Source organism: Ectothiorhodosinus mongolicus, assembly GCF_022406875.1.
Lineage (GTDB): Bacteria > Pseudomonadota > Gammaproteobacteria > Ectothiorhodospirales > Ectothiorhodospiraceae > Ectothiorhodospira > Ectothiorhodospira mongolica.
On sequence record NZ_CP023018.1, the window covers coordinates 343,088 to 363,957 of the forward strand.

General features: G+C 57.7%; 20 protein-coding genes. 10 read left to right on the forward strand and 10 right to left on the reverse strand.

Annotated elements, in window-relative coordinates; translation table 11 throughout:
• Positions 1-10 precede the first annotated feature (10 nt).
• Genes CKX93_RS01225 through CKX93_RS01255 form a run of 7 tightly spaced genes read right to left on the reverse strand, consistent with a single transcriptional unit; the run spans position 11 to position 5,396 of the window.
• A complete protein-coding gene (locus tag CKX93_RS01225) occupies positions 11-484 on the reverse strand; it encodes a hypothetical protein (RefSeq protein WP_076754514.1) in 474 nt (157 codons plus the stop codon).
• The gene (locus tag CKX93_RS01230) at positions 481-1,386 is read right to left on the reverse strand and encodes a TIGR01777 family oxidoreductase (protein ID WP_076754517.1); all 906 of its coding nucleotides are present in this window, start codon (positions 1,384-1,386) and stop codon (positions 481-483) included. The genes CKX93_RS01225 and CKX93_RS01230 overlap by 4 nt, the downstream gene beginning before the upstream one ends.
• Positions 1,383-1,526 carry a hypothetical protein gene (locus tag CKX93_RS01235; RefSeq protein WP_159435511.1) on the reverse strand — a complete coding sequence of 48 codons (144 nt, stop codon included), beginning with the start codon at positions 1,524-1,526 and terminating at the stop codon, positions 1,383-1,385. The genes CKX93_RS01230 and CKX93_RS01235 overlap by 4 nt, the downstream gene beginning before the upstream one ends.
• Positions 1,527-1,545: 19 nt before the next feature.
• A complete protein-coding gene (locus tag CKX93_RS01240; RefSeq protein WP_420828606.1) occupies positions 1,546-2,256 on the reverse strand; it encodes a DUF3581 family protein in 711 nt (236 codons plus the stop codon).
• 47 nt (positions 2,257-2,303) lie between these two features.
• Positions 2,304-3,632: a M48 family metalloprotease gene (locus tag CKX93_RS01245; RefSeq protein ID WP_076754521.1), complete on the reverse strand. Its 1,329-nt coding sequence runs from the start codon at positions 3,630-3,632 to the stop codon at positions 2,304-2,306.
• Between the two features lie 46 nt (positions 3,633-3,678).
• On the reverse strand, positions 3,679-3,876 hold the full coding sequence (locus tag CKX93_RS01250) for a hypothetical protein (protein ID WP_076754523.1): 198 nt from the start codon (positions 3,874-3,876) through the stop codon (positions 3,679-3,681).
• Entirely contained in the window at positions 3,870-5,396 is a 1,527-nt protein-coding gene (locus CKX93_RS01255; protein ID WP_076754525.1) for a cryptochrome/photolyase family protein, read from the reverse strand. The genes CKX93_RS01250 and CKX93_RS01255 overlap by 7 nt, the downstream gene beginning before the upstream one ends.
• A 35-nt stretch (positions 5,397-5,431) precedes the next feature.
• On the opposite strand from CKX93_RS01255, the gene CKX93_RS01260 reads away from it, so the two are divergent.
• Positions 5,432-5,770: a hypothetical protein gene (locus tag CKX93_RS01260; RefSeq protein ID WP_076754527.1), complete on the forward strand. Its 339-nt coding sequence runs from the start codon at positions 5,432-5,434 to the stop codon at positions 5,768-5,770.
• A 7-nt stretch (positions 5,771-5,777) separates the two neighbouring features.
• Here the strand turns inward: CKX93_RS01260 and CKX93_RS01265 are convergent, their stop codons facing one another.
• Together CKX93_RS01265 and serS are read right to left on the reverse strand one after the other, a co-directional pair.
• Complete coding sequence (locus CKX93_RS01265) at positions 5,778-6,791, reverse strand: thioredoxin family protein (protein ID WP_076754529.1); 1,014 nt, start codon at positions 6,789-6,791, stop codon at positions 5,778-5,780.
• Between the two features lie 3 nt (positions 6,792-6,794).
• Entirely contained in the window at positions 6,795-8,081 is a 1,287-nt protein-coding gene (gene serS / locus CKX93_RS01270; RefSeq protein ID WP_076754531.1) for a serine--tRNA ligase, read from the reverse strand.
• Positions 8,082-8,212: 131 nt separating this feature from the next.
• On the opposite strand from serS, the gene CKX93_RS01275 reads away from it, so the two are divergent.
• The 9 genes from CKX93_RS01275 to CKX93_RS01315 all read left to right on the forward strand — a co-directional run bounded on the left by CKX93_RS01275 (position 8,213) and on the right by CKX93_RS01315 (position 18,621).
• Entirely contained in the window at positions 8,213-10,114 is a 1,902-nt protein-coding gene (locus CKX93_RS01275; RefSeq protein ID WP_076754532.1) for a propionyl-CoA synthetase, read from the forward strand.
• 90 nt (positions 10,115-10,204) lie between these two features.
• Positions 10,205-10,924 (forward strand): GntR family transcriptional regulator, encoded by a 720-nt coding sequence (locus CKX93_RS01280; protein WP_084178592.1) that lies wholly within the window; start codon positions 10,205-10,207, stop codon positions 10,922-10,924.
• 23 nt (positions 10,925-10,947) lie between these two features.
• The gene (gene prpB / locus CKX93_RS01285; protein WP_076754534.1) at positions 10,948-11,856 is read left to right on the forward strand and encodes a methylisocitrate lyase; all 909 of its coding nucleotides are present in this window, start codon (positions 10,948-10,950) and stop codon (positions 11,854-11,856) included.
• Positions 11,849-13,000: a bifunctional 2-methylcitrate synthase/citrate synthase gene (prpC, locus tag CKX93_RS01290; protein ID WP_076754536.1), complete on the forward strand. Its 1,152-nt coding sequence runs from the start codon at positions 11,849-11,851 to the stop codon at positions 12,998-13,000. Before prpB ends, prpC begins: the two co-directional genes overlap by 8 nt.
• Before the next feature lie 21 nt (positions 13,001-13,021).
• A complete protein-coding gene (acnD, locus tag CKX93_RS01295; protein WP_076754538.1) occupies positions 13,022-15,616 on the forward strand; it encodes a Fe/S-dependent 2-methylisocitrate dehydratase AcnD in 2,595 nt (864 codons plus the stop codon).
• Positions 15,613-16,809, forward strand: a complete 1,197-nt coding sequence (gene prpF / locus CKX93_RS01300) for a 2-methylaconitate cis-trans isomerase PrpF (RefSeq protein ID WP_076754539.1) — start codon at positions 15,613-15,615, stop codon at positions 16,807-16,809. The genes acnD and prpF overlap by 4 nt, the downstream gene beginning before the upstream one ends.
• 30 nt (positions 16,810-16,839) lie before the next feature.
• Complete coding sequence (locus tag CKX93_RS01305; protein ID WP_076754542.1) at positions 16,840-17,775, forward strand: MBL fold metallo-hydrolase; 936 nt, start codon at positions 16,840-16,842, stop codon at positions 17,773-17,775.
• A gap of 124 nt (positions 17,776-17,899) precedes the next feature.
• Complete coding sequence (locus CKX93_RS01310) at positions 17,900-18,193, forward strand: type II toxin-antitoxin system Phd/YefM family antitoxin (RefSeq protein ID WP_076755203.1); 294 nt, start codon at positions 17,900-17,902, stop codon at positions 18,191-18,193.
• Positions 18,193-18,621 (forward strand): putative toxin-antitoxin system toxin component, PIN family, encoded by a 429-nt coding sequence (locus CKX93_RS01315; RefSeq protein WP_076754544.1) that lies wholly within the window; start codon positions 18,193-18,195, stop codon positions 18,619-18,621. Before CKX93_RS01310 ends, CKX93_RS01315 begins: the two co-directional genes overlap by 1 nt.
• Positions 18,622-18,693: 72 nt before the next feature.
• Here the strand turns inward: CKX93_RS01315 and CKX93_RS01320 are convergent, their stop codons facing one another.
• Complete coding sequence (locus CKX93_RS01320) at positions 18,694-20,859, reverse strand: malate synthase G (protein WP_076754546.1); 2,166 nt, start codon at positions 20,857-20,859, stop codon at positions 18,694-18,696.
• Positions 20,860-20,870 lie beyond the last annotated feature (11 nt).

A 20,870-nucleotide genomic window follows, 5' to 3' on the forward strand; every position in this document is an offset into this window, starting at 1 on the left:
CTGATGACTGTTAGCGTTTTCCCGTGATGCCGTAAAAACGCGAGACCTTGACCGCAAAGTCATAAATGGGCTCTGAGGCCAAGGCATCAGGCATGCCGTCGATAATTCGCCGGCCATCTGCCAAATGCAGGCAGACCACATGCCGGTGGCCGCGGTTAAAGGGGTACTGCTCGATGCTGATGCGCTCGACTTGGCGCAGGTTGTGCTCGATCCAAGGATTGCCACGAATCAAGCGCTTACGCTCGATGCGCACCTTCGCCGGTGAGCGCTCAAAGCGATATTCCATATACGGCGAGAGCCGCGTCACGGCGAAAAACAGCATGATCGCCAGCCCCAATAACACGCCCAGGTTAATCCAGTGCGGCGGCTGACCATCCAAGTAAAGGCGCGAAAACAAGACGGTATAGGCAACCAGGCCCAGAACTGGCATCACCTGCAAGGCGATGGCCAGCGGATCGTAGTGACGCAAAACCAGGGTATTCAAGCCGATACCACCTCAGCCAAAGCGCTGCGCATATCAGGATACTGAAATTGATATCCGGCCTCGTCACGCACTTTCGTCGCGCTGATGCTTTGCGCATCCAGGACTACATCGGCCATCTCACCCATGGCTAAGCGCAGTGCAAAGGCTGGCGCGGGAAAAAAAGCAGGACGCTTAAGGGCTTGGCCAAGCTGCTTTGAGAATTCGCGGTTGGTGACCGGCTGGGGGGCGACGGCGTTATAAATCCCGCTCATCTCCTCATGGCTGAGCGCATGCATGATGATGCCCACGAGGTCATCGACATGAATCCAGCTCATCATTTGCTGGCCATTACCCACCGGCCCACCGGCCCCAAGGCGAAATACCGGCAAGAGCTTTTGCATCATGCCGCCTTGGCGCCCCACCACCACGCCGATGCGGAGGATCACCTTGCGCACGCCTTCCGCCAGGGCATCCGTCTCGGCTTCCCAGCGTTGGCAGATCTCGGGCATAAAGCCCTCACCCGGCGCCGAGCTCTCGTCTAAGGCCTCGGGCCGATTCACCGGATAAAAGCCAATCGCCGATGCCGAAATTAGGATCGTACCCCGTTTTTTGAGGCCGGCGACCAGAGCGCGGGTGGCGTTAATACGAGAATCGATGATGCGTTGTTTTTGGGCTGGGCTCCAACGCTTGGCGGCGATGCTCTCGCCCACCAGATTGACCGCGGCATCGATGTTTTCAAACACAGCTTCAGGCAGCGGCGAGCACGCATCCCAGGCGACAAAGCGGTCCTTGCCCTGCCCCAGCTTTTTCTCAGCAGCAGCAACATCGCGGGTGAGGATGACGCACTCGTGGCCTTCGCGGCGCAGGCGGGCGACCAGTTGTGAACCGACAAAACCGGTGGCTCCGGTGATCAGGACTCTCATGATTCCTCCCGTTGTTTTTGGCGCTCGGCGCGGCGGCGTTCCAGCTCGGCGCGGTCGCGACGTATGCTGCGGAATTGCCAGATGGCGAACACAATGAAGGCGCCGAGTATCAGCAGCCCTTCGATGACTTTAAAATTCATGCCTTCCATCGCAACCTCGCTAGGATGGGGTATATGCTGCCTTCCAGCTATCATATTGCGCAATCAAATCATCTACCACCGCCTGTTCATAGGGGCGCAGCCCGGAGATGATCAGTTGTTTCTCACCGCGACCGATGATTTGGCCTTGATCGAGGAAGTCGAATTTGAGGCGCACATCGCCACGCTTACCGTCGATACTCAGCTGTGCATCGCTAAACTGCAGTTGCGGTGGCTGGGTCGGCCAACGTGAGAATTCAAAGGCCATACCCGCGTACATGACTAAGGGACGCTGCGGATTGACCATCACATTTTCCGCCTGCAACAGCGGTACCAAGATATGCGGGAAATTCTGACCCGAGAAAGCCGCATAATCACGAGTCAGCTGGTCCAAAAATGCGTTGTCTTGGGACACATCGCCTTGACGCTCCGCTTCTAAATAAATCCGTCCCGCATTATCCGATAAATAAATCTGTCCCCGTTTTGGGAAGATCAGGCCGATGTTGGCGCCGACCATGTTGGTGAAGCGAAACTGCATTTGCTGACTGATGCCGTAGTGCTGGAGTATCAGGCAAAACAGGAGGTCGCCGGGCACGCAGAAGCGGCGGTTGTCGGGGTCGTGCAGGGGGTTGAAGTCGCCGGCCACGGACTTGGCGAAATCGCTGGCCTGCTGCGGGGTGATGTGCACTAGGTCATCGCGGCGTTCGTAAAAAGCATCCAGATAGCTTGGCACCCTGCCCATCTCCCTTAAAAAGCGAGGATTGTGCGCCAGAACGGCGGCTATCGCCAGCTTTGCAGGCGCTGTGCGGCGTAGCGGCCTTGGTCGGTTTGGGTGCCCACCATCTGCAAATAGCGCTCATAGTGCTGAGCGGCAGCGCGGTGATTTTGCATGGCTTCGCTGGAGATGCCTTTGAGAAACACTGTGTTGGGATTGCCGGGCAGGACCCGCTCATAGTGCTCGAACTGCGCTAAGGCCCGATCAGGCTGATTCAGCGCAAGGGCGTTGATACCGGAGAGATGCAAAGCCTGAGCTTCGTTGGGATAAGTGCGCTTGGCCTGATCCAGATAGGCTCGGGCTTCGCTGTGGCGACCCTGAGCGGATTTGGCGCGAGCCATTAACAGCAGACCTGGGTAATCATCGGGTGCCAAATCCAACGAGCGCGCAAAATGCCCCTCGGCCTCGGCAAAACGCTCCCGGCGCATGGCGGCCTCACCCGCCTGCTGCTCCTTAATCGCCGGTTTAATGCGGCGCAGATTGGCGGTGTTGTCCATGTAGCGCTCACGCCCCTTGTCGCGGCCACGGGCATCGGCATAGCGGGTCTGGGTTTCACGCTTTGCTGTATCGTAGCGCTCCTGACTCATGGGATGGGTGGCGAACATGACTTCGATGGCATTGGGTTGACGATCGGACATACCCACCAACATATCCATGAGATCGACCATGCCTTCGGGGTTTTGGCCGGCCTCAGTCGCGTATTGCAGGCCCAGATCATCGGCTTCGCGCTCATTCTCGCGGCTGTAATGCGCCAGTAAGGCCGTAGCGCCCAGCGCCGACAACCCGTAGATCAGGCCGCTATAACCCGAGAGCTGCTCGGATTGGGCCGCTGCAATCCCTACGCCGCCGAGCACCACCGCCGCCAGAATACCGCTGGTCTGACGCCGTGCGGCATGTCGCGCATTGACATGCCCAAGCTCATGCCCCAACAGCGCCGCCAGCGTGGCTTCGTCTTCCATCTCGACCATGATGCCGCGGGTGCAAGCCATGGCCCCAGCCGGAAAGGTATAGGCATTGACGTAATTGGCGTTCACCACATTAAAGTCGTAGGGCATATGCGGGCGATGGCTGATGGCCGCCAGCGAGGAGCCCACTTCGGTGACATAGGTATTGAGCATGCGATCTTGGGTGACACCAAAATCATTGGAGAACTGATGCGGGGCATGGCGCTGATCGATGGCCTTTTCTTCGGCCTCCGACATGAGAATCAGGCGCTGTTGGCCGGTGACCGGATCCACCGCACAGCCCGTGAGCTGTGGTAGAACCACGGCCGCTGAGGATGCGGACATCAGCCACACGAATTGGCGGCGGGACAGATGCAGTTTCGCGTTCATATCGCTATGACCTCGAGGGGCATGCCATTGTTCAAATTACAAATGTTCAAATGACAAACAAATGCCACAACAAAAAGCCGCCGTAAACCGCCAACAGCACTAAAGCCAAAACACTGATGGCACGCAGGCCTTTTTCTTCGGGCACGGGTAGGCCTTGGGCGCGCAGCCGGCGCACCTGCCACCAGCGCGAGAGCCGCCACCAGGCAAAGACTCCGATCAGAATCAGCGTGAGAAACTTCAGCATGGGCCCAGTGTAGCAAGGAAGGCAGCAGCCTGATCTTGAATGGCCTGTTTTTGCGCGGAATCCATGCGCTTTAAATTGCGATATGGCATAGCCATGCGCGGATTGCCGGCCAAGCGTTTTTCATGACGCATGATGAAATCCCAATAAAGATAATTGAGCGGGCAGGCCTGATCGCCGAGTTTTTGTTTGGGGCTGTAACGGCAGTGGCGGCAATAATCCGACATGCGGTCGATGTAGGCGCCCGAAGCAGCATAGGGCTTGGAAGCCATGATACCGCCATCGGCATGCAGCACCATGCCATGGGTGTTGGGCAGCTCCACCCACTCAAAGGCATCGGCGTAGACCGCCAGATACCAGGCTTCGACCTCGCTGGGGCAAAGGCCAGCCAGCAAAGCGAAATTGCCGGTCACCATGAGGCGCTGGATGTGATGCGCATAGGCATGTTCGCGGGTATTGCGGATGGCCTCAGCCAAACAGTGCATGTCGGTTTCACCGCTCCAGTACCACTGTGGCAAGGGTCGCTGCGCATCGAGAAAATTGCTGTGGGCGTAGTCCGGCATGTGATGCCAGTAAATACCGCGCACGTACTCGCGCCAGCCCAGAATCTGGCGAATAAAACCCTCTATCGCCGCAAGCGGCACGCCACCCTGTGCATAGCGCTCAAGCGCTGCCTCGCAGACTTCGCGGGGATCCAGCAACCCGATATTCAAACACGGCGAGAGCAGCGCGTGAAACACGAAATCTTCACCATGGCGCATGGCGTCTTGATAATCGCCGAACTGGGTCAGGCCCTGCTCCAAAAAGTCATTGAGCGCCGCTTTTGCCTCACTGTGGGTCACAGGCCAGGTGAACTGCTCTGCCTCACCGATATTCTTGGCAAAACGCTGTTTTACCAAGGTGATGACTTCCTGGGTGATCGCATCCGGGGCGAAGCGGCGGCGCTGGGGTAGATCTAAATCCTTGGGCAATGCCTTGCGGTTTTCGGCATCGTAATTCCATTGCCCGCCCAGAGGCTGATCGCCCTGCATCAGCCAGCCGGTGAGGCGGCGCATCTCGCGATAAAAAAACTCCATGCGCAGCTGTTTTTTGCCGACGGCCCAGCGGCTGAAAAATCCCGGGGGCGTCAAAAAGCGCGTGTCGTCGCGAATTTCGACGGGAATATTCAGGCTTTGATGCCACGCTTTGAGCTTTTCTTGTACCCGCCATTCGCCGGCCTCGGTGACAATCAGCGCTTGGGGCTTGAGTCGTTTGATGGCGCGCATCACTTCACTATCAAAGCTGCCGGTATTCTCAGAATCATCGAGGCGCACGTAATCCACCGTAATGCCCCGGGCGCGCAGCCCCTCGGCGAAATGCCGCATGGCCGATAGGATTAAGGTGATTTTCTGCTGATGGTGCGGCACATAACTCGTCTCTTCGGCCACTTCCAGCATCAAGACCCGGTCATGCTGCGGATCGATATCGTTAAGCGTCGGCAGTGAGAAACTTAACTGGTCGCCAAGGATGAGCCTGAGTATCATGCTAAGTCCCACCCGCTGGCCCCTGCGAGGCGCCCATGTTCGACACCCTGATGGCCTATTTGCTGGCCCCCTGGCATTTGCGGCAAATGCCCTCGGCAACGCCCGAGGATAAGATCGCTCGCGCCGCTTGGTGTCGGGATCACTGCACCAGTTTCGCGGGTCGTTGGATGATCATCGCTGTGGTGATGCTGTTCGTGCAGCTCTCGCCCCTGGGGTTTTTGTTTGTTTGGGGCGGCTGGCCTATTCTTGCTTTGGGTTTTTTGAGTAGCTTTAGCATGGGGATCGCGCATCTGGTGGCGCAAATCATCAGTCAGAAGAAAGCCGGGCCGCCGCGCATTGATGAACCCGTGGAGTTCCCGCGCGACGAGGAGTGATGGGTTTTCAGCCATCCTGCTCGGCCCGCCAGCGCTGAAAGGTCGGGTGGCTGCGGTAGCCTTCGGTGAGCAGATACTCCATCACGGCATGCAGACGATGCTGACGCACAACGCTGTCGATACGAATCACCTCTTCGCCCGACGCGTCGAAGAACACTAGGGTGGGCGCATAATACAAACCCAGCTCGGACGCCCACGCTTCAGCACTTAGCGTTCGTCCATCGGGCAGCACCACGGATTCGTCTGACCACATATCCAGCTGCACCACATCGAATTGGCTGAGCAGCTGCTGCACGGCGGGATCGTTGAGTGGCTCGGTATGCAAGATATCGCAGGCGTGACACTCGCCCTGCTCAAAAAACACAATCAGTGGGCGAATGGGGTCTGACCCCCGCTGATTTAAGCGATGCGGTCCTGACTGGAAAAAAGCCTGATCATTGAGGCCCGCCACATCAAAGCGCGGCGGCGGGTCAGCGCGGGCGAGATAATCGCGAAAGCTCTCGTTTTCATAATGACCATCGGCGACGAACTCCAGCGCGGCGCGAAAGCGGTAAGGCGGATGGTAACCGCGCAGCCGGAACACAGCCTCGCCTTCCCGGTCGTAAAACAGCAGCGCTGGAGTGAAATTCAGGCCTTTTTCAATCGCGTATTGCCGTTCCGTTTTGACACGACCATCCAGATCGGTGAGCTCACGGCTGCCACGAATATCCAAACCCACGACATTAAAATGCTCGCGGGTGTAGGCGAGAATATCCGCCGCTGCAAAGTTGACGGTGAATAAGGCCTCGCAGTAGGGACAGTGATCCATGCCGACATATATCATAAGGCCGCGTTTGTCCTGCGCGCGTACGTTCGCGAGATCTTCGCGCAGATCCAACAACGAGCGTTCAAACCAGTCGGGGTGTTGCAGGCCGATATGCCGCGGGCTGTCATCAATGGGCGGCTGTTCGCGCGCAGCCGTTGGACCCACCAAAAATATCAGCAGGCTCAGGCAAACCAAGCTGATCAGCGACTGACGCATCAGTTATGGCGTATCCGGATCTAAAAGCGTCAGCCCGCCCATATAGGGCTGCAGCGCTTTGGGCAGGTGGATGCGGCCGGCTTCATCCTGGCCATTTTCCACCAAGGCCACCAAGGTGCGGCCGACCGCCAAACCCGAGCCGTTCAAGGTATGCAAATACTCGGGCTTACCGGTCTCGGGATTGCGCCAACGCGCCAGCATGCGGCGGGCCTGGAAATCCTCGAAGTTGGAGCAGGAAGAGATCTCCCGATAGCAGTTTTGGCCGGGTAACCAGACTTCGATGTCATAGGTCTTGGCCGCGGAAAAACCCATGTCGCCAGCGCACAAAGCCATGACTCGGTAGGGCAGCTCTAGGCGCTGCAAAATCGTCTCAGCATGGGCGGTCAGCGCCTCCAAGGCTTGCCAAGACTGATCCGGCGGCACCAGCTGCACCAGCTCGACTTTTTCGAACTGATGCTGGCGAATCAGACCGCGCGTGTCTTTGCCATAGGCCCCTGCCTCGGAACGAAAACACGGCGTGTGACAGACAAAGCGCGCCGGCAGCGCTTCGGCCTCAAAGATCTGCCGCTGCGCCAAATTGGTGACCGGCACTTCGGCGGTAGGAATCAAATAATAAGCGGGATCGCTGTGGGTTTTGAACAAGTCTTCCTCGAACTTGGGCAGCTGCCCTGTGCCTTTGAGGCTCTCGGCGTTCACCAAGTAAGGCACGTAGAGTTCTTGATAGCCATGCTCTTGGGTATGGATATCGAGCATGAATTGGATGAGCGCCCGATGCAGCCGCGCCATGGCACCGCGCAACACCACAAAGCGTGCCCCGCTAATGCGCGCCCCGCTCTCGAAATCCATCCACTGCTGCGGCGCGCCCAGATCAACGTGATCCTTGGCGGTGAAATCCAAAGTACGCGGCTCGCCCCAGCGGCGCACCTCTTGGTTGTCTTCCTCGCAGCGGCCGGCAGGCACGCTTTCATGCGGCAGATTGGGAATACCCAGTAACAACTCATCTAGGTCTTGTTGCAGCGCCGCCAAGCGAGTTTCGGCGGCATCCAGCTCTTCGCCCACGCGGCCCACTGCGGCCTTCAACGGCTCGATGTCTTCACCGCGGGCTTTGGCTTGACCAATGGCTTTGGCACTGGTGTTGCGCTCGTTTTGTAGCGCTTGCGTACGCATTTGTAGCTCTTTGCGCTCTGCCTCTAGCGCCGCAAAGCGCTCGGTGTCCAGCGCATAGCCGCGCGCCGCCAGCCGTTCGGCCACCGCCGGCAAATCAGCACGCAGTAACTTCGGATCCAGCATAAATGACGTATCCCATCAAAGCCGCGAAAGCCCCCAATTCTAACACGAGCCCGAGCGGTGGTATTGACCCTGATGAGTGTGCGGTAGAAACTGCGGGGTCCAAATTAAAACGATAAGTTCAGGAGGAGAGCATGGGTTACGCTGAGGTCTACCGTCAGTCTGTCGAGGATCCGCAGGGCTTTTGGGCGGAGGCTGCCAAAGCCATTGATTGGGATAAACCGTTTGACAAGGTGCTGGATGATTCTCAAGCGCCCAGCTATGCCTGGTTCCCCGGCGGCATGCTCAATACCTGTTATAACGCGGTAGATCGCCATGTGGCTGCAGGTCGCGGTGAGCAGACTGCGATTATCTATGACAGCCCGGTCACGGATAGCAAGCGGCGCATTTCATACGCTGAACTGCAGGATTTGACCGCGCGCTTTGCCGGTGCGCTCGCCAAACTGGGCGTGGTCAAAGGCGACCGGGTAATTATTTACATGCCGATGGTGCCTGAGGCATTGATTGCGATGTTGGCCTGCGCTCGCCTGGGCGCCATCCACTCGGTGGTGTTTGGCGGCTTTTCCTCTAATGAGCTGGCCACGCGTATCAACGATGCTACGCCCAAAGTCATCGTCGCCGGTTCCTGCGGCATCGAACCCGGCAGGGTCGTACCCTACAAGCCGTTGTTAGACAAGGCCGTTGAGATCGCGGAACATAAACCGGATCACTGCGTGATTCTGCAGCGGCCGCAGGCGCCGGGCGAGATGACCCCGGGGCGGGATGTGGAATGGGAGGCGGCGCAGGCTGGCATTGAACCGCATCCCTGCGTATCCGTAGCGGCCACCGATCCTTTGTATATTCTCTATACCTCTGGGACTACTGGTAAGCCTAAGGGCGTGGTGCGCCACAATGGCGGTCATGCCGTGGCCATGCAGTGGAGCATGAAGCACATCTATGGCATGGAGCCCGGCGAAGTATTTTGGGCGGCATCGGATGTTGGCTGGGTGGTAGGCCACTCTTATATCGTGTATGCGCCATTGATCTATGGCTGCACCACCGTGGTTTATGAAGGCAAACCAGTTGGCACGCCTGACCCGGGTGCTTTCTGGCGCATGATCGAGGAATACGGTATCTCGGTGATGTTCACTGCGCCCACGGCGTTTCGCGCCATTAAAAAGGAAGACCCCAAGGCCGAGCATCTCAAGCGCTATTCGATGAAAAGCCTGCGGGCCTTATTCTTGGCCGGTGAGCGCTGTGATCCCGATACCTTGAACTGGGCGCAGGAGATTTTGCAGCGCCCGGCGATTGACCATTGGTGGCAAACTGAGACTGGCTGGGCCATTGCCGGTAACTTCTTGGGTATTGAACAGCTGCCGATTAAGGCGGGTACAGCAGGTAAGCCCGTGCCCGGTTATAACGTGCAAATTCTGGATGATCAGGGTAACTTGGCGCCCGCCGGTGAGATGGGTCGCATCATGATCAAGCTGCCCCTGCCCCCGGCCTGTTTGCCCACGCTTTGGCAAAATGAGGCGCGCTATCGTGAGTCGTATTTGAGCGCGGAGCCTGGGTATTACCTGACCGGCGACTCGGGTTACATGGACGAAGAGGGTTTTCTTTATGTCATGGGCCGCATCGACGATACCATCAACGTCGCTGGCCACCGCTTATCTACGGGTGCCATGGAAGAAGTGTTGGCTTCACATCCGGATGTGGCCGAGTGCGCGGTGATTGGTGTGCAAGACCAGCTCAAGGGCGCCCTGCCCATGGGCTTGGTCGTTATCAAATCAGGGGTGAGCAAGGACGAAGACACCCTACGCAAAGAGCTGGTGGGTTTGGTGCGCGAGCAGATTGGGCCCGTGGCGGCTTTTAAGTTGGTGGCTGTGGTTGGCCGTCTGCCGAAGACGCGCTCAGGTAAGATTCTGCGAGCAGTGATGCGCAAAATCGCCGATAACGAGGCCTACCAGGCTCCGGCAACCATTGACGACCCCGCTATCCTCGAGGAAATCCGCGAAAACCTGTCACGCCTCGGCTATGCGGATCGGCGTTCGGGCTGATTCGCGTCAAGATTGGTGACAAAATTGAGGGTTTACGGCGGTATTCGACCCTGTTAGGCTTGGATTGTTAACAATCTGAGTGCACACGCCATGTCCATGGTCGAAATACTGGAACCCTCTGTCACCCTCTCGGATCGCGTATTCCTGCGCTTAAGACAGGCGATCGTCGAAGGCAAAATCGCTGCTGGCAGCAAAATCAGCGAACCGGAATTGGCGGCGGAGTTTGGCATCAGCCGCGGCCCTTTGCGTGATGCGATCGGGCGACTCGAGGCCTGTCATCTGGTGGAGCGCCGCGCTAACGTCGGTGCCCGTATCGTCTCTCTAAGCCAAGCCGATTTGTTGGAGCTATACACCCTGCGCGAAGCCTTGGAGGGCATGGCGGCGCGTCTTGCGGCTGAGTGCATGAGCGATGCAGAGATCTCTGAGTTGCGCCAGTTAGTCGCCGAGCATCAAGAGCGCGCCGAGGCCCATGACGGTATTTCCTACTTCCAAAAAGAAGGTGATCTGGATTTCCACTACCGGATTATTAAGGCCAGCGGCAATGCGCGGCTGATCAAACTACTGTGCAATGACCTCTACCATCTCATGCGCATGTATCGCTTTCAGTTTGGCATGGTCGGTGAGCGGGCTCGGCTGGCATTTCGTGAGCACGGACACATCATCGAAGCCATTGCCGATCGCGATGCCGAGATGGCAGAACTCATCATGCGTCGCCATATTCGCAGCTCCCGCGTTAATGTGGAGATGCTCTTTGAAGCCAAGTCCTCGCTGGCCCGCACGGTCAGAATTGGACTGGAACCCATGGCCTAGGGCCTGAGATTAAGGAGTTTTTTATGACCAATACCCTGCACCCCGGCACGCGGCTGCGCCGCGCTGTTGAAGAAGAACAACCGCTGCAGGTCATGGGCACCATCAACGCCTATCACGCCACCTTGGCCAGCCAAGTGGGCTATAAAGCGCTATATCTCTCCGGGGGTGGCGTAGCCGCCGGCTCTTTATCGCTGCCGGATTTGGGCATTAGCACCTTACATGACGTTTTAGAAGATGTGCGCCGCATAACCTATATCACCGATGTGCCGTTGCTGGTGGACGCCGATACCGGCTTTGGCTCTAGCGCCTTTAACATCGCACGCACCGTCAAGGAGCTGATCCGTGCTGACGCTGCCGGCTGTCACATCGAAGATCAAGTGCAGTCCAAGCGCTGCGGTCATCGCCCCGGCAAGGCCATTGTCGGCAAGCAAGAGATGGTGGATCGCATCAAGGCCGCGGCCGATGCTCGCGATCGGGATTTTGTGATCATGGCGCGCACCGATGCACTTGCCGTTGAGGGTTTTGATTCGGCGATTGAGCGGGCCGTGGCTTGCGTTGAGGCGGGTGCCGACATGATTTTCCCCGAAGCCATGACCGAGTTGGGTCAATATCAGCGCTTTGTGGAGGCGGTCAAGGTGCCGGTGCTGGCAAATATCACCGAGTTTGGCAGCACCCCGCTGTTCACCACCGACGAGCTGAAGAGCGTGGGTGTAGGCTTGGTGCTGTATCCGCTGTCGGCCTTCCGCGCCATGAACCAAGCCGCTTTGACGGTGTATGAAGCCATCCGCCGCGACGGCACGCAGAAAAACGTACTGGATTTGATGCAGAGCCGCATGGATCTGTATGAGCACCTGGGCTATCACGCCTTTGAACAAAAACTCGACGAACTCTACCGCGAACGCGGTGCATCTGGGGAGAACAGCCATGACTGATACCGAACAAAAGCCCAAGGGCAAAAAATCTGTCGCCTTGTCAGGTACCGCCGCCGGTAATACCGCGGTCTGTACCGTGGGCCGCACGGGTAATGATCTGCACTATCGCGGCTATGACATTCTGGATTTTGCCGACATTGCTGAGTTCGAGGAAATCGCCTATTTGCTGATTCATGGCAGCCTGCCGAATGCGGCTGAGCTGGCCGGCTACAAGGCTCGTCTTCAGGCTTTGCGCGGCCTGCCGGCGGCACTACAAACCGTGTTGGAACAGATTCCGCCCTCGGCGCACCCCATGGACGTGATGCGCACCGCGGTTTCCGTTATGGGTTCGTTAGAGCCGGAAAAAGAAGACATGAATGCGGCTGGGGCGCGGCATATCGCCGATCGCTTGGTAGCCTGCTTAGGCTCTGCCCTGCTCTATTGGTATCACTTTGCCCACAATGGCCGCTGCATTGATGTCGAGACCGATGATGATTCCGTGGGGGGACATTTTCTGCATCTGTTACACCGTCGCACGCCCAGTGATGAGTGGGTGCGTGCTATGCATACCTCACTCAATCTTTATGCCGAGCATGAGTTCAATGCCTCGACATTTACAGCACGCGTGGTGGCTGGCACCAATTCAGATATGTACTCCGCGATCACCGGTGCTATCGGCGCGCTGCGCGGGCCCAAACATGGCGGTGCTAATGAAGTCGCCTGTGATATTCAGCAGCGTTATCAAACTGCTGATGAGGCCGAGGCGGACATTCGCGAGCGCGTCGCCCGCAAGGAGATCGTCATTGGCTTTGGCCATCCGGTGTACACCATTTCCGATCCGCGCAATAAGGTGATCAAGGCCGTGGCGCATCGCTTATCGGAGTCGGCCGGCTCCATGCGCATGTACTCGGTGGCGGATCGTTTAGAAACCGTGATGTGGGACCTGAAAAAGATGTTCCCCAACCTCGATTGGTTTTCGGCCGTGTCCTACAACATGATGGGCATCCCTACCGCGCTGTTCACGCCGATTTTTGTGATTGCGCGTGTGACTGGCTGGGCGGCGCATGTGATTGAACAGCGTGAGGACGGCAAGATTATTCGTCCCAGCGCCAATTATGTCGGCCCGGAAAATCAATCTTGGGTTCCCCTGAACAAGCGCGGCTAAAGGCCGCAAGGCAGAAATGGCATGAATACCCGTTACCGTAAATCCCTGCCCGGCACCCAGCTGGATTATTTTGATGCCCGCGAGGCGGTCAATGAAATTCAGCCGGGCGCTTGGGATGGACTGCCCTATACCAGCCGCGTACATGCTGAGAATCTGGTGCGCCGCTGTGATCCGGAGATGCTCACCGAGAGCCTTAAGCAGCTCATCGAGCGACGCCGCGATCAGGACTTTCCTTGGTTTCCGGCGCGGGTGGTCTGTCATGACATTTTGGGCCAAACGGCATTGGTGGACTTGGCGGGCCTGCGCGATGCGATCGCGGAAAAAGGCGGCGATCCGGCCAAGGTGAATCCCGTCGTGCCCACCCAGCTAATTGTCGATCACTCGTTAGCGGTGGAACATGCTGGCTTTGAAAAAGATGCCTTTGCGGCGAATCGGGCGGTGGAAGAGCGGCGCAATGAAGATCGCTTTCATTTCATCAACTGGACCAAGAAGGCGTTCCACAACGTGGATGTGATTCCGCCGGGTAATGGCATCATGCACCAGATCAATCTGGAGCGGATGTCACCGGTGGTGCATGCCCGCGACGGGGTGGCTTTTCCCGACACTTTGGTGGGCACCGACAGCCATACCCCGCATGTGGATGCTTTGGGTGTGATTGCCATTGGCGTGGGCGGCCTGGAAGCCGAATCGGTGATGTTGGGCCGTGCCTCATGGATGCGCCTGCCGGATATTATCGGTGTGGAGCTCACCGGCAAGCCCCAGCCAGGCATTACCGCCACCGATATCGTGCTGGCGCTGACTGAATTTTTACGGCAGCAGAAAGTCGTCTCCGCGTATCTGGAGTTTTATGGCGAAGGCGCTGCCGCATTGACCGTGGGCGATCGGGCGACGATCTCGAACATGACCCCCGAATATGGCGCTTCAGCGGCGATGTTTTATATCGACCAGCAGACGCTGGATTACCTTAAGCTCACCGGCCGTGAGGATGAGCAAATCCGCTTGGTCGAGACTTATGCCAAGACCGCAGGCTTTTGGGCCGATGATTTGCGCAGCGCCGAGTATGAGCGGGTGCTGCGCTTTGATTTATCCAGCGTGGTACGCAACATCGCTGGCCCCTCGAATCCGCATAAGCGTGTGGCCACCGCCGATCTGGGCGCGGCCGGCATCAGCGGCAAGGTGGAAAACGAGCCGGGCTTGATGTCCGACGGCGCCTGCATCATCGCCGCCATCACCAGCTGTACCAATACCAGCAACCCGCGCAATGTGATTGCCGCCGGTCTCGTGGCGCGCAATGCCAATGCCCGCGGTCTGACGCGCAAACCTTGGGTAAAAACCTCGCTAGCGCCTGGCTCGAAAGCCGTGCAGCTGTACCTTGAAGAATCGGGGCTGCTGAGCGAACTGGAGAAGCTGGGTTTTGGCATTGTCGGCTTTGCCTGCACGACCTGTAATGGCATGAGCGGGGCTTTGGATCCGAAAATCCAGCAAGAAGTCATCGATCGCGACCTCTATGCCACGGCCGTGCTCTCGGGTAACCGCAATTTCGACGGGCGCATCCACCCCTACGCCAAGCAGGCCTTTTTGGCCTCGCCGCCCCTGGTGGTCGCCTATGCCATCGCCGGCACCGTGCGCTTTGATATCGAAAAAGACCCATTGGGGTACGACCCCAATGGCGAGCCGGTGACTTTGAAGGATCTTTGGCCCAGCGATGAAGAAATTGATGCCATCGTCCGCGATAGCGTCAAGCCGGAGTTTTTCCGCCAGGTTTATGAGCCGATGTTTGCTATTCAAAGCGATAACGGCGAGCGCGTCAGTCCCTTGTATGACTGGCGGCCAATGAGCACCTATATCCGTCGCCCGCCCTATTGGGAAGGGGCTTTGGCGGGTGAGCGTTCGCTGTCGGGCATGCGCGCCTTGGCGGTGTTGGGCGATAACATCACCACCGATCATCTGTCGCCGTCGAATGCGATTTTGGCCAGCAGTGCCGCCGGCGAGTATTTGGCGAAAATGGGCCTGCCTGAGGAAGACTTCAACTCCTATGCCACGCACCGCGGTGATCATCTCACGGCGCAGCGCGCGACTTTTGCCAATCCCAAGCTCATCAATGAGATGGCCGTGGTTGATGGTGCGGTCAAACAAGGCTCGCTGACCCGGCTTGAGCCGGAAGGTCAGGTCATGCGCATGTGGGAGGCGATTGAAACCTATATGCAGCGTAAGCAACCGCTGATCATCATCGCCGGTGCCGATTACGGTCAGGGTTCATCGCGCGATTGGGCTGCCAAAGGTGTGCGCTTGGCTGGTGTTGAGGCCATTGTCGCTGAAGGCTTTGAGCGCATTCACCGCACGAATCTGATTGGTATGGGCGTGCTGCCTTTGGAGTTTGAGCCGGGTACCACGCGCAAAACCCTGGGCATCGATGGCACGGAGACCTTTGATGTGCGCGGTGAGCGTAGCCCTCGGGGTCGCTTAACCCTGGTGATTCAGCGCCGCGATGACGAAACGCTGGAAGTGCCGGTCGTGTGCCGTTTGGATACCGCCGAAGAGGTCTCGATTTATGAGGCTGGCGGTGTGCTGCAGCGCTTTGCCCAAGACTTTTTGGCCTCGGAAAACGCCGCATGAGTGCCCTGCCGCAAATGCGTGTGCCAGCCGTGTATATGCGCGGCGGCACCAGCAAAGGCGTGTTTTTCGCCTTGGAGGATCTGCCGCCGGCAGCGCAGGTGCCTGGACCGGCCCGCGATCGTTTCTTGATGCGCGTGATTGGTAGTCCGGATCCGTATGGCAAGCACACTGATGGCATGGGCGGCGCCACCTCCAGTACCAGCAAGACGGTGATCTTGTCCAAGAGCCAGCAGCCCGATCATGATGTGGATTATCTGTTTGGTCAGGTATCGATTGATCAGGCGTTTGTCGACTGGAGCGGCAACTGCGGCAACTTATCCGCCGCCGTGGGGCCTTTTGCGATTCGCCGTGGGCTAATCGATCCGGCTCGCCTTCCCCAAGATGGGCTGGCGACGGTGCGTATTTGGCAGGCCAATATCGGCAAAACCATTATCGCCCAGGTGCCCATGGTCGATGGGCAGGTGCAGGAAATCGGTGATTTTGAGCTCGATGGCGTGACCTTCCCGGCCGCTGAGATTGAAGTGGCGTTTGTCGATCCGGCCGATGATGATGAGGGCGGTGCGATGTTCCCCACCGGCAATCTCGTCGATGAACTCGAGGTGCCGGGTTTTGGGCGCTTGCAGGCGACCTTAATTAATGCCGGGATTCCGACGATTTTTGTTAATGCGGCAGACATTGGGCGCAGTGGTACTGAGCTGCAAGAGGCCATTAATGGCGATCCGGCTGCTTTAGCGCAGTTTGAAACTTTACGCGCTCATGGCGCGCTGAAAATGGGGCTGATTCAGTCACTCGATGAGGCGGCGGCGCGGCAACACACGCCCAAAGTGGCCTTTGTGGCGCCCCCAGCGGCCTATACCGCTTCCAGCGGTAAGGCCATTGGCGTAGCCGATATCGATTTGTTGGTGCGGGCTTTGTCTATGGGCAAGCTGCACCATGCGATGATGGGTACAGCGGCGGTGGCGATTGCGGCGGCGGCAGTGGTGCCCGGAACCCTGGTGAACTTGGCGGCCGGCGGCGGTGAGCGGCAGAGCGTGCGCTTTGGCCATCCCTCGGGTACGCTCAGGGTGGGCGCTGAAGCGCTGCAAGTGGATGGCCAGTGGCGGGTCACTAAGGCGATCATGAGCCGCAGCGCCCGCGTGCTGATGGCCGGCGAGGTTTATGTGCCGGCGGACTGCATGGGCGACGGCTACTAAGCGGACACCATCAATAGGAAGGAGATTGGCATGATGCAAGTGCCCACTCAGGCGCTAGGACATGGTATTACCCTGATCGATGTGCAGATCGGGCGACCGAATGTGGTGGCGGCGTATTTGCTGCAACAAGGGGATCGCGCGGTGTTTATTGATACCGGGGCGACGCGCTCGGTGCCGGCGCTGCTGCAGGTCTTGGAAAACCAGGGTGTGGATCGCGGCTGCGTGGATTATGTGATTCCGACGCATGTGCATTTAGATCATGGCGGTGGTGCTGGTGCGCTGCTTGAATACTTACCGGAGGCGCAGCTCATTATTCATCCGCTGGGCGCGCGGCACATGATCGATCCGACCAAGCTCAATGCCGGGGCTACCGCGGTTTATGGCGAAGAAGTAATGCAGCGAGTCTTTGGTGACCTAGTGCCGGTGCCTGAAGAGCGCATGATCATTGCCGAGGATGGGTTCGAAGTCGACTGGAATGGGCGCCTTTTAAAGTTTTTGGATACGCCGGGCCATGCCCGTCACCATTTTAGTGTGGTTGATGCCGCCAGTGACGGCGTCTTCACCGGCGATGCGTTTGGGCTGTCGTATCGGGAGTTTGACACCGATGAGACTGGGAATTTTGGTTTACCTACCAGCTCGCCCGTGCAGTTCGATCCTGAGGCCATGCACGCTTCGGTCGATAAGATCGTTCATGCCGGGCAGCGCTATTGTTACGTCACCCACTTTGGCCGAGTGCATGACGTCAAGCGCATACAAGGCAATTTGCATGAGCTTATCGATATCTATGTAGAAACCGCTGCGGCTTATGCCGAGCAGTCGGCCGAGGGTCATCAGGCCCTGAGCGCTGCGCTGATGGACATCATCCTTGATCGCGCCGTGCAGCATGGCTGTGACATGCCACGCGACATCATGGCCGACCTCCTGCAGATGGACATGGACCTCAACGCCATGGGCCTCATTAAATAAGCAAAAAATGGGGACAGACCCCTTTTTTCATTTTGAAAAAAGGGGTCTGTCCCCATTTTTTGATTTTGCATCTTTTCACCACCATGACCATAATGGTCATAACAATCGAGTGGGAGGTGAGGTCATGATTTCTGAGACGAGCGCAGTGAATTTCCGCCATAAGCTTGGCGAAATGCTCAATCAAGTGCAGTACCGCCACGATAGCGTTGTCATCAATAAGGACGGAAAGCCCGTAGCCGTCTTGATTGATGCCCAACTATTTGAGCGCATCAGACGCATGCAAAATCGCTTCGACAGTCTGTGTCAGCGGCTGGAATCCGGGTTCGCTCATATCCCAGAGAATGAAGGACTGGCTGCGATTGACGCCGCCATTGCTGATGATCGCCGTGAGCGGGGTGAACCCTCGGGTCGTGACTAATGAGCGCCGCACTGCGTGTGGTGTTGGACACCAACATTCTGCTCTCTGGCGTGGCTTATCCGCATAGCCTACCCGGCAAAATCGTCTCTGCCTGGCGTCATGGCTCACTTGAAGTGATTCTATCGACATTCATTCTTGATGAACTGAGGCGTGTGTTACCACGATTGCATGCCCAACATGGTCTCTCAGCCGCCGAAATCGATGATCTGGTGGACATCCTCTCGATTCAAGCTGAGGTTTTGCAGCCATTGCCTGTCGATGACCCAAACCTACGTGACAAAAATGACGGCCCCATCTTGGGAACCCTTCTAGCGGCGGTGGAGCAGCAGAGCATCGATTACTTGATCACCGGCGACAAAGATTTACTGGTCTTATCCGACCAATATCCAGTGATCACCCCAGCCGCTTTCTGGGAACGGCATGGTTAGCAAAAAATGGGGACAGACCCCTTTTTTCATTTTGAAAAAAGGGGTCTGTCCCCATTTTTTATACCCCGTTTTTTAGGCTTTGTACTCGAGGCGGCGGCGGTGCAGGACCGGCTCGGTGTAGCCGTTGGGCTGCACCCGGCCCTCGAAGACGAGCTCGCATGAGGCGGCGAAAGCCACAGAGGCGTCGAAGTTATCAGCCATGGGCTTGTAAGCCGGGTCGCCAGCGTTTTGGCCATCCACCACTTTGGCCATGCGCTTCATGGTCTCCATGACCTGCTCGCGGGTGCAAATCCCATGATGCAGCCAGTTGGCAATATGCTGACTGGAGATACGCAACGTGGCGCGGTCTTCCATCAAACCGACATTATTGATGTCCGGCACCTTGGAGCAACCGATACCCTGGTCCACCCAGCGCACCACATAGCCCAGAATGCCCTGAGCATTATTATCGAGCTCCTGCTGAATCTCCTCCGCACTCCAAGCGGCATCGGGATCCACGGGAATGGCCAAAAGGTCATCGAGCTTGGCGCGGCGCTTACCGGCCAAACCGGCCTGAACCTCTGCCACGCTGACTTTGTGGTAGTGCATGGCATGCAAAGTCGCTGCTGTCGGCGACGGCACCCAGGCGGTGTTCGCGCCAGCCTTGGGATGGGCGATTTTCTGCTCCAGCATACCGGCCATCAGATCCGGCATGGCCCACATGCCCTTACCAATCTGCGCATGGCCTTTGAGGCCGCAAGCCAGACCGACATCCACGTTCCAGTCTTCATAGGCAGTCAGCCAGCGAGATGTCTTCATCGCCGCTTTGCGCATCATCGGACCCGCTTCCATGGAGGTGTGCATCTCATCACCGGTACGATCTAAGAAGCCGGTATTGATGAAGACAATGCGTTCCTTGACGGCGCGAATACAGGACTTGAGGTTGACGGTGGTGCGACGCTCTTCGTCCATCACACCCACTTTCAGTGTGTGGCGCTGCATGCCCAACACATCCTCGATGCGACCGAACAAGGTATTGGTGAAGGCGACTTCCTCGGGACCATGCATCTTCGGTTTAACGATATACATGGAGCCGGTGCGCGAGTTCTTCTTCGCGTTGTTGCCCTTGAGATCATGCAAGGCGATCAACGCGGTGCACAGACCATCGAGAATGCCCTCAGGGATTTCATTGCCCTGATCATTGAGCACGGCATTGATGGTCATCAGATGCCCCACATTACGAATAAACATCAGTGAGCGACCGGGGATGGTCAGGCTGCCGCCATTGGGCGCTTGATATTCTCGGTCTTCGTGCATGGCACGATCTAGGGTCTGACCCCCTTTCTGGAAACGCGCGGTGAGCGTGCCTTTCATCAGGCCCAACCAGTTGCGGTACACCAGTACTTTGTCGTCGGCGTCAACTGCAGCGACCGAGTCTTCGCAGTCCATAATGGTGGTCAAAGCCGCTTCCATGAGAACGTCTTTGATGCCAGCGCTGTCGGTTTTGCCGATGGCTGAAGTCGAGTCGAACTGCAGCTCCAAGCGCATACCGTTTTTCTCCAGCAGCACAGCGCTGGGATTTTGTGCATCGCCTTGATAGCCGAGGAACTGCGCGGGATTCGCCAAAGCCACGGCTTGACCATCGGCTGTGGTCACGTGCAAAGCGCCATTGACTACTGCGTAGCTAGTACTGCCCACATGGCTACCGGTGGCCAGCGGCGCAGACTCATCGAGGAACTGACGCGCATATTCCACCACCTTGGCGGCGCGCTTGGCATTGAAGCCGCTGCCACGCTCGCAACCATCGCTATCGGCAATCGCATCCGTGCCATACAAAGCATCATAAAGGCTGCCCCAACGTGCATTGACGGCGTTCAGCGCGTAACGCGCATTCATCACCGGCACCACCAACTGCGGACCGGCCTGCACGGCGATTTCGTCATCGACATTGGCGGTGCTCACAGAAAAATCATCGCCTTCAGGCTGCAGATAGCCGATGTCCTGCAAAAATGCTTTATAAGGCTCTAACTCGGTGACCGGACCGGGATTCTGGCGGTGCCAGTCATCAATTTTGGCTTGCAGGGCGTCACGCTTTTCCAGCAGCGCGCGGTTCACCGGCGCCAACTCCAGGACAATGCTTTCCATGCCCGCCCAGAAATCTTGCGGGCTAACCCCGGTGCCGGGAATGGCTTCTTCATTAATAAAGCGATACAACGCCTCGGCCACCTTCAAGCGGCCCTGCTCAACATATTGGGTCATTAATCCGTCCT

Coding starts and splice junctions, on each gene's coding strand:
- CKX93_RS01235 (WP_159435511.1), bottom strand. CDS start 1,526: ATGAATTTTAAAGTCATCGAAGGGCTGCTGATACTCGGCGCCTTCATT.
- CKX93_RS01310 (WP_076755203.1), top strand. CDS start 17,900: ATGATTTCTGAGACGAGCGCAGTGAATTTCCGCCATAAGCTTGGCGAA.
- prpC (WP_076754536.1), top strand. CDS start 11,849: ATGACTGATACCGAACAAAAGCCCAAGGGCAAAAAATCTGTCGCCTTG.
- CKX93_RS01275 (WP_076754532.1), top strand. CDS start 8,213: ATGGGTTACGCTGAGGTCTACCGTCAGTCTGTCGAGGATCCGCAGGGC.
- serS (WP_076754531.1), bottom strand. CDS start 8,081: ATGCTGGATCCGAAGTTACTGCGTGCTGATTTGCCGGCGGTGGCCGAA.
- CKX93_RS01245 (WP_076754521.1), bottom strand. CDS start 3,632: ATGAACGCGAAACTGCATCTGTCCCGCCGCCAATTCGTGTGGCTGATG.
- CKX93_RS01260 (WP_076754527.1), top strand. CDS start 5,432: ATGTTCGACACCCTGATGGCCTATTTGCTGGCCCCCTGGCATTTGCGG.
- CKX93_RS01250 (WP_076754523.1), bottom strand. CDS start 3,876: ATGCTGAAGTTTCTCACGCTGATTCTGATCGGAGTCTTTGCCTGGTGG.
- CKX93_RS01280 (WP_084178592.1), top strand. CDS start 10,205: ATGTCCATGGTCGAAATACTGGAACCCTCTGTCACCCTCTCGGATCGC.
- CKX93_RS01305 (WP_076754542.1), top strand. CDS start 16,840: ATGATGCAAGTGCCCACTCAGGCGCTAGGACATGGTATTACCCTGATC.
- CKX93_RS01255 (WP_076754525.1), bottom strand. CDS start 5,396: ATGATACTCAGGCTCATCCTTGGCGACCAGTTAAGTTTCTCACTGCCG.
- CKX93_RS01265 (WP_076754529.1), bottom strand. CDS start 6,791: ATGCGTCAGTCGCTGATCAGCTTGGTTTGCCTGAGCCTGCTGATATTT.
- acnD (WP_076754538.1), top strand. CDS start 13,022: ATGAATACCCGTTACCGTAAATCCCTGCCCGGCACCCAGCTGGATTAT.
- CKX93_RS01320 (WP_076754546.1), bottom strand. CDS start 20,859: ATGACCCAATATGTTGAGCAGGGCCGCTTGAAGGTGGCCGAGGCGTTG.
- prpB (WP_076754534.1), top strand. CDS start 10,948: ATGACCAATACCCTGCACCCCGGCACGCGGCTGCGCCGCGCTGTTGAA.
- CKX93_RS01230 (WP_076754517.1), bottom strand. CDS start 1,386: ATGAGAGTCCTGATCACCGGAGCCACCGGTTTTGTCGGTTCACAACTG.
- prpF (WP_076754539.1), top strand. CDS start 15,613: ATGAGTGCCCTGCCGCAAATGCGTGTGCCAGCCGTGTATATGCGCGGC.
- CKX93_RS01315 (WP_076754544.1), top strand. CDS start 18,193: ATGAGCGCCGCACTGCGTGTGGTGTTGGACACCAACATTCTGCTCTCT.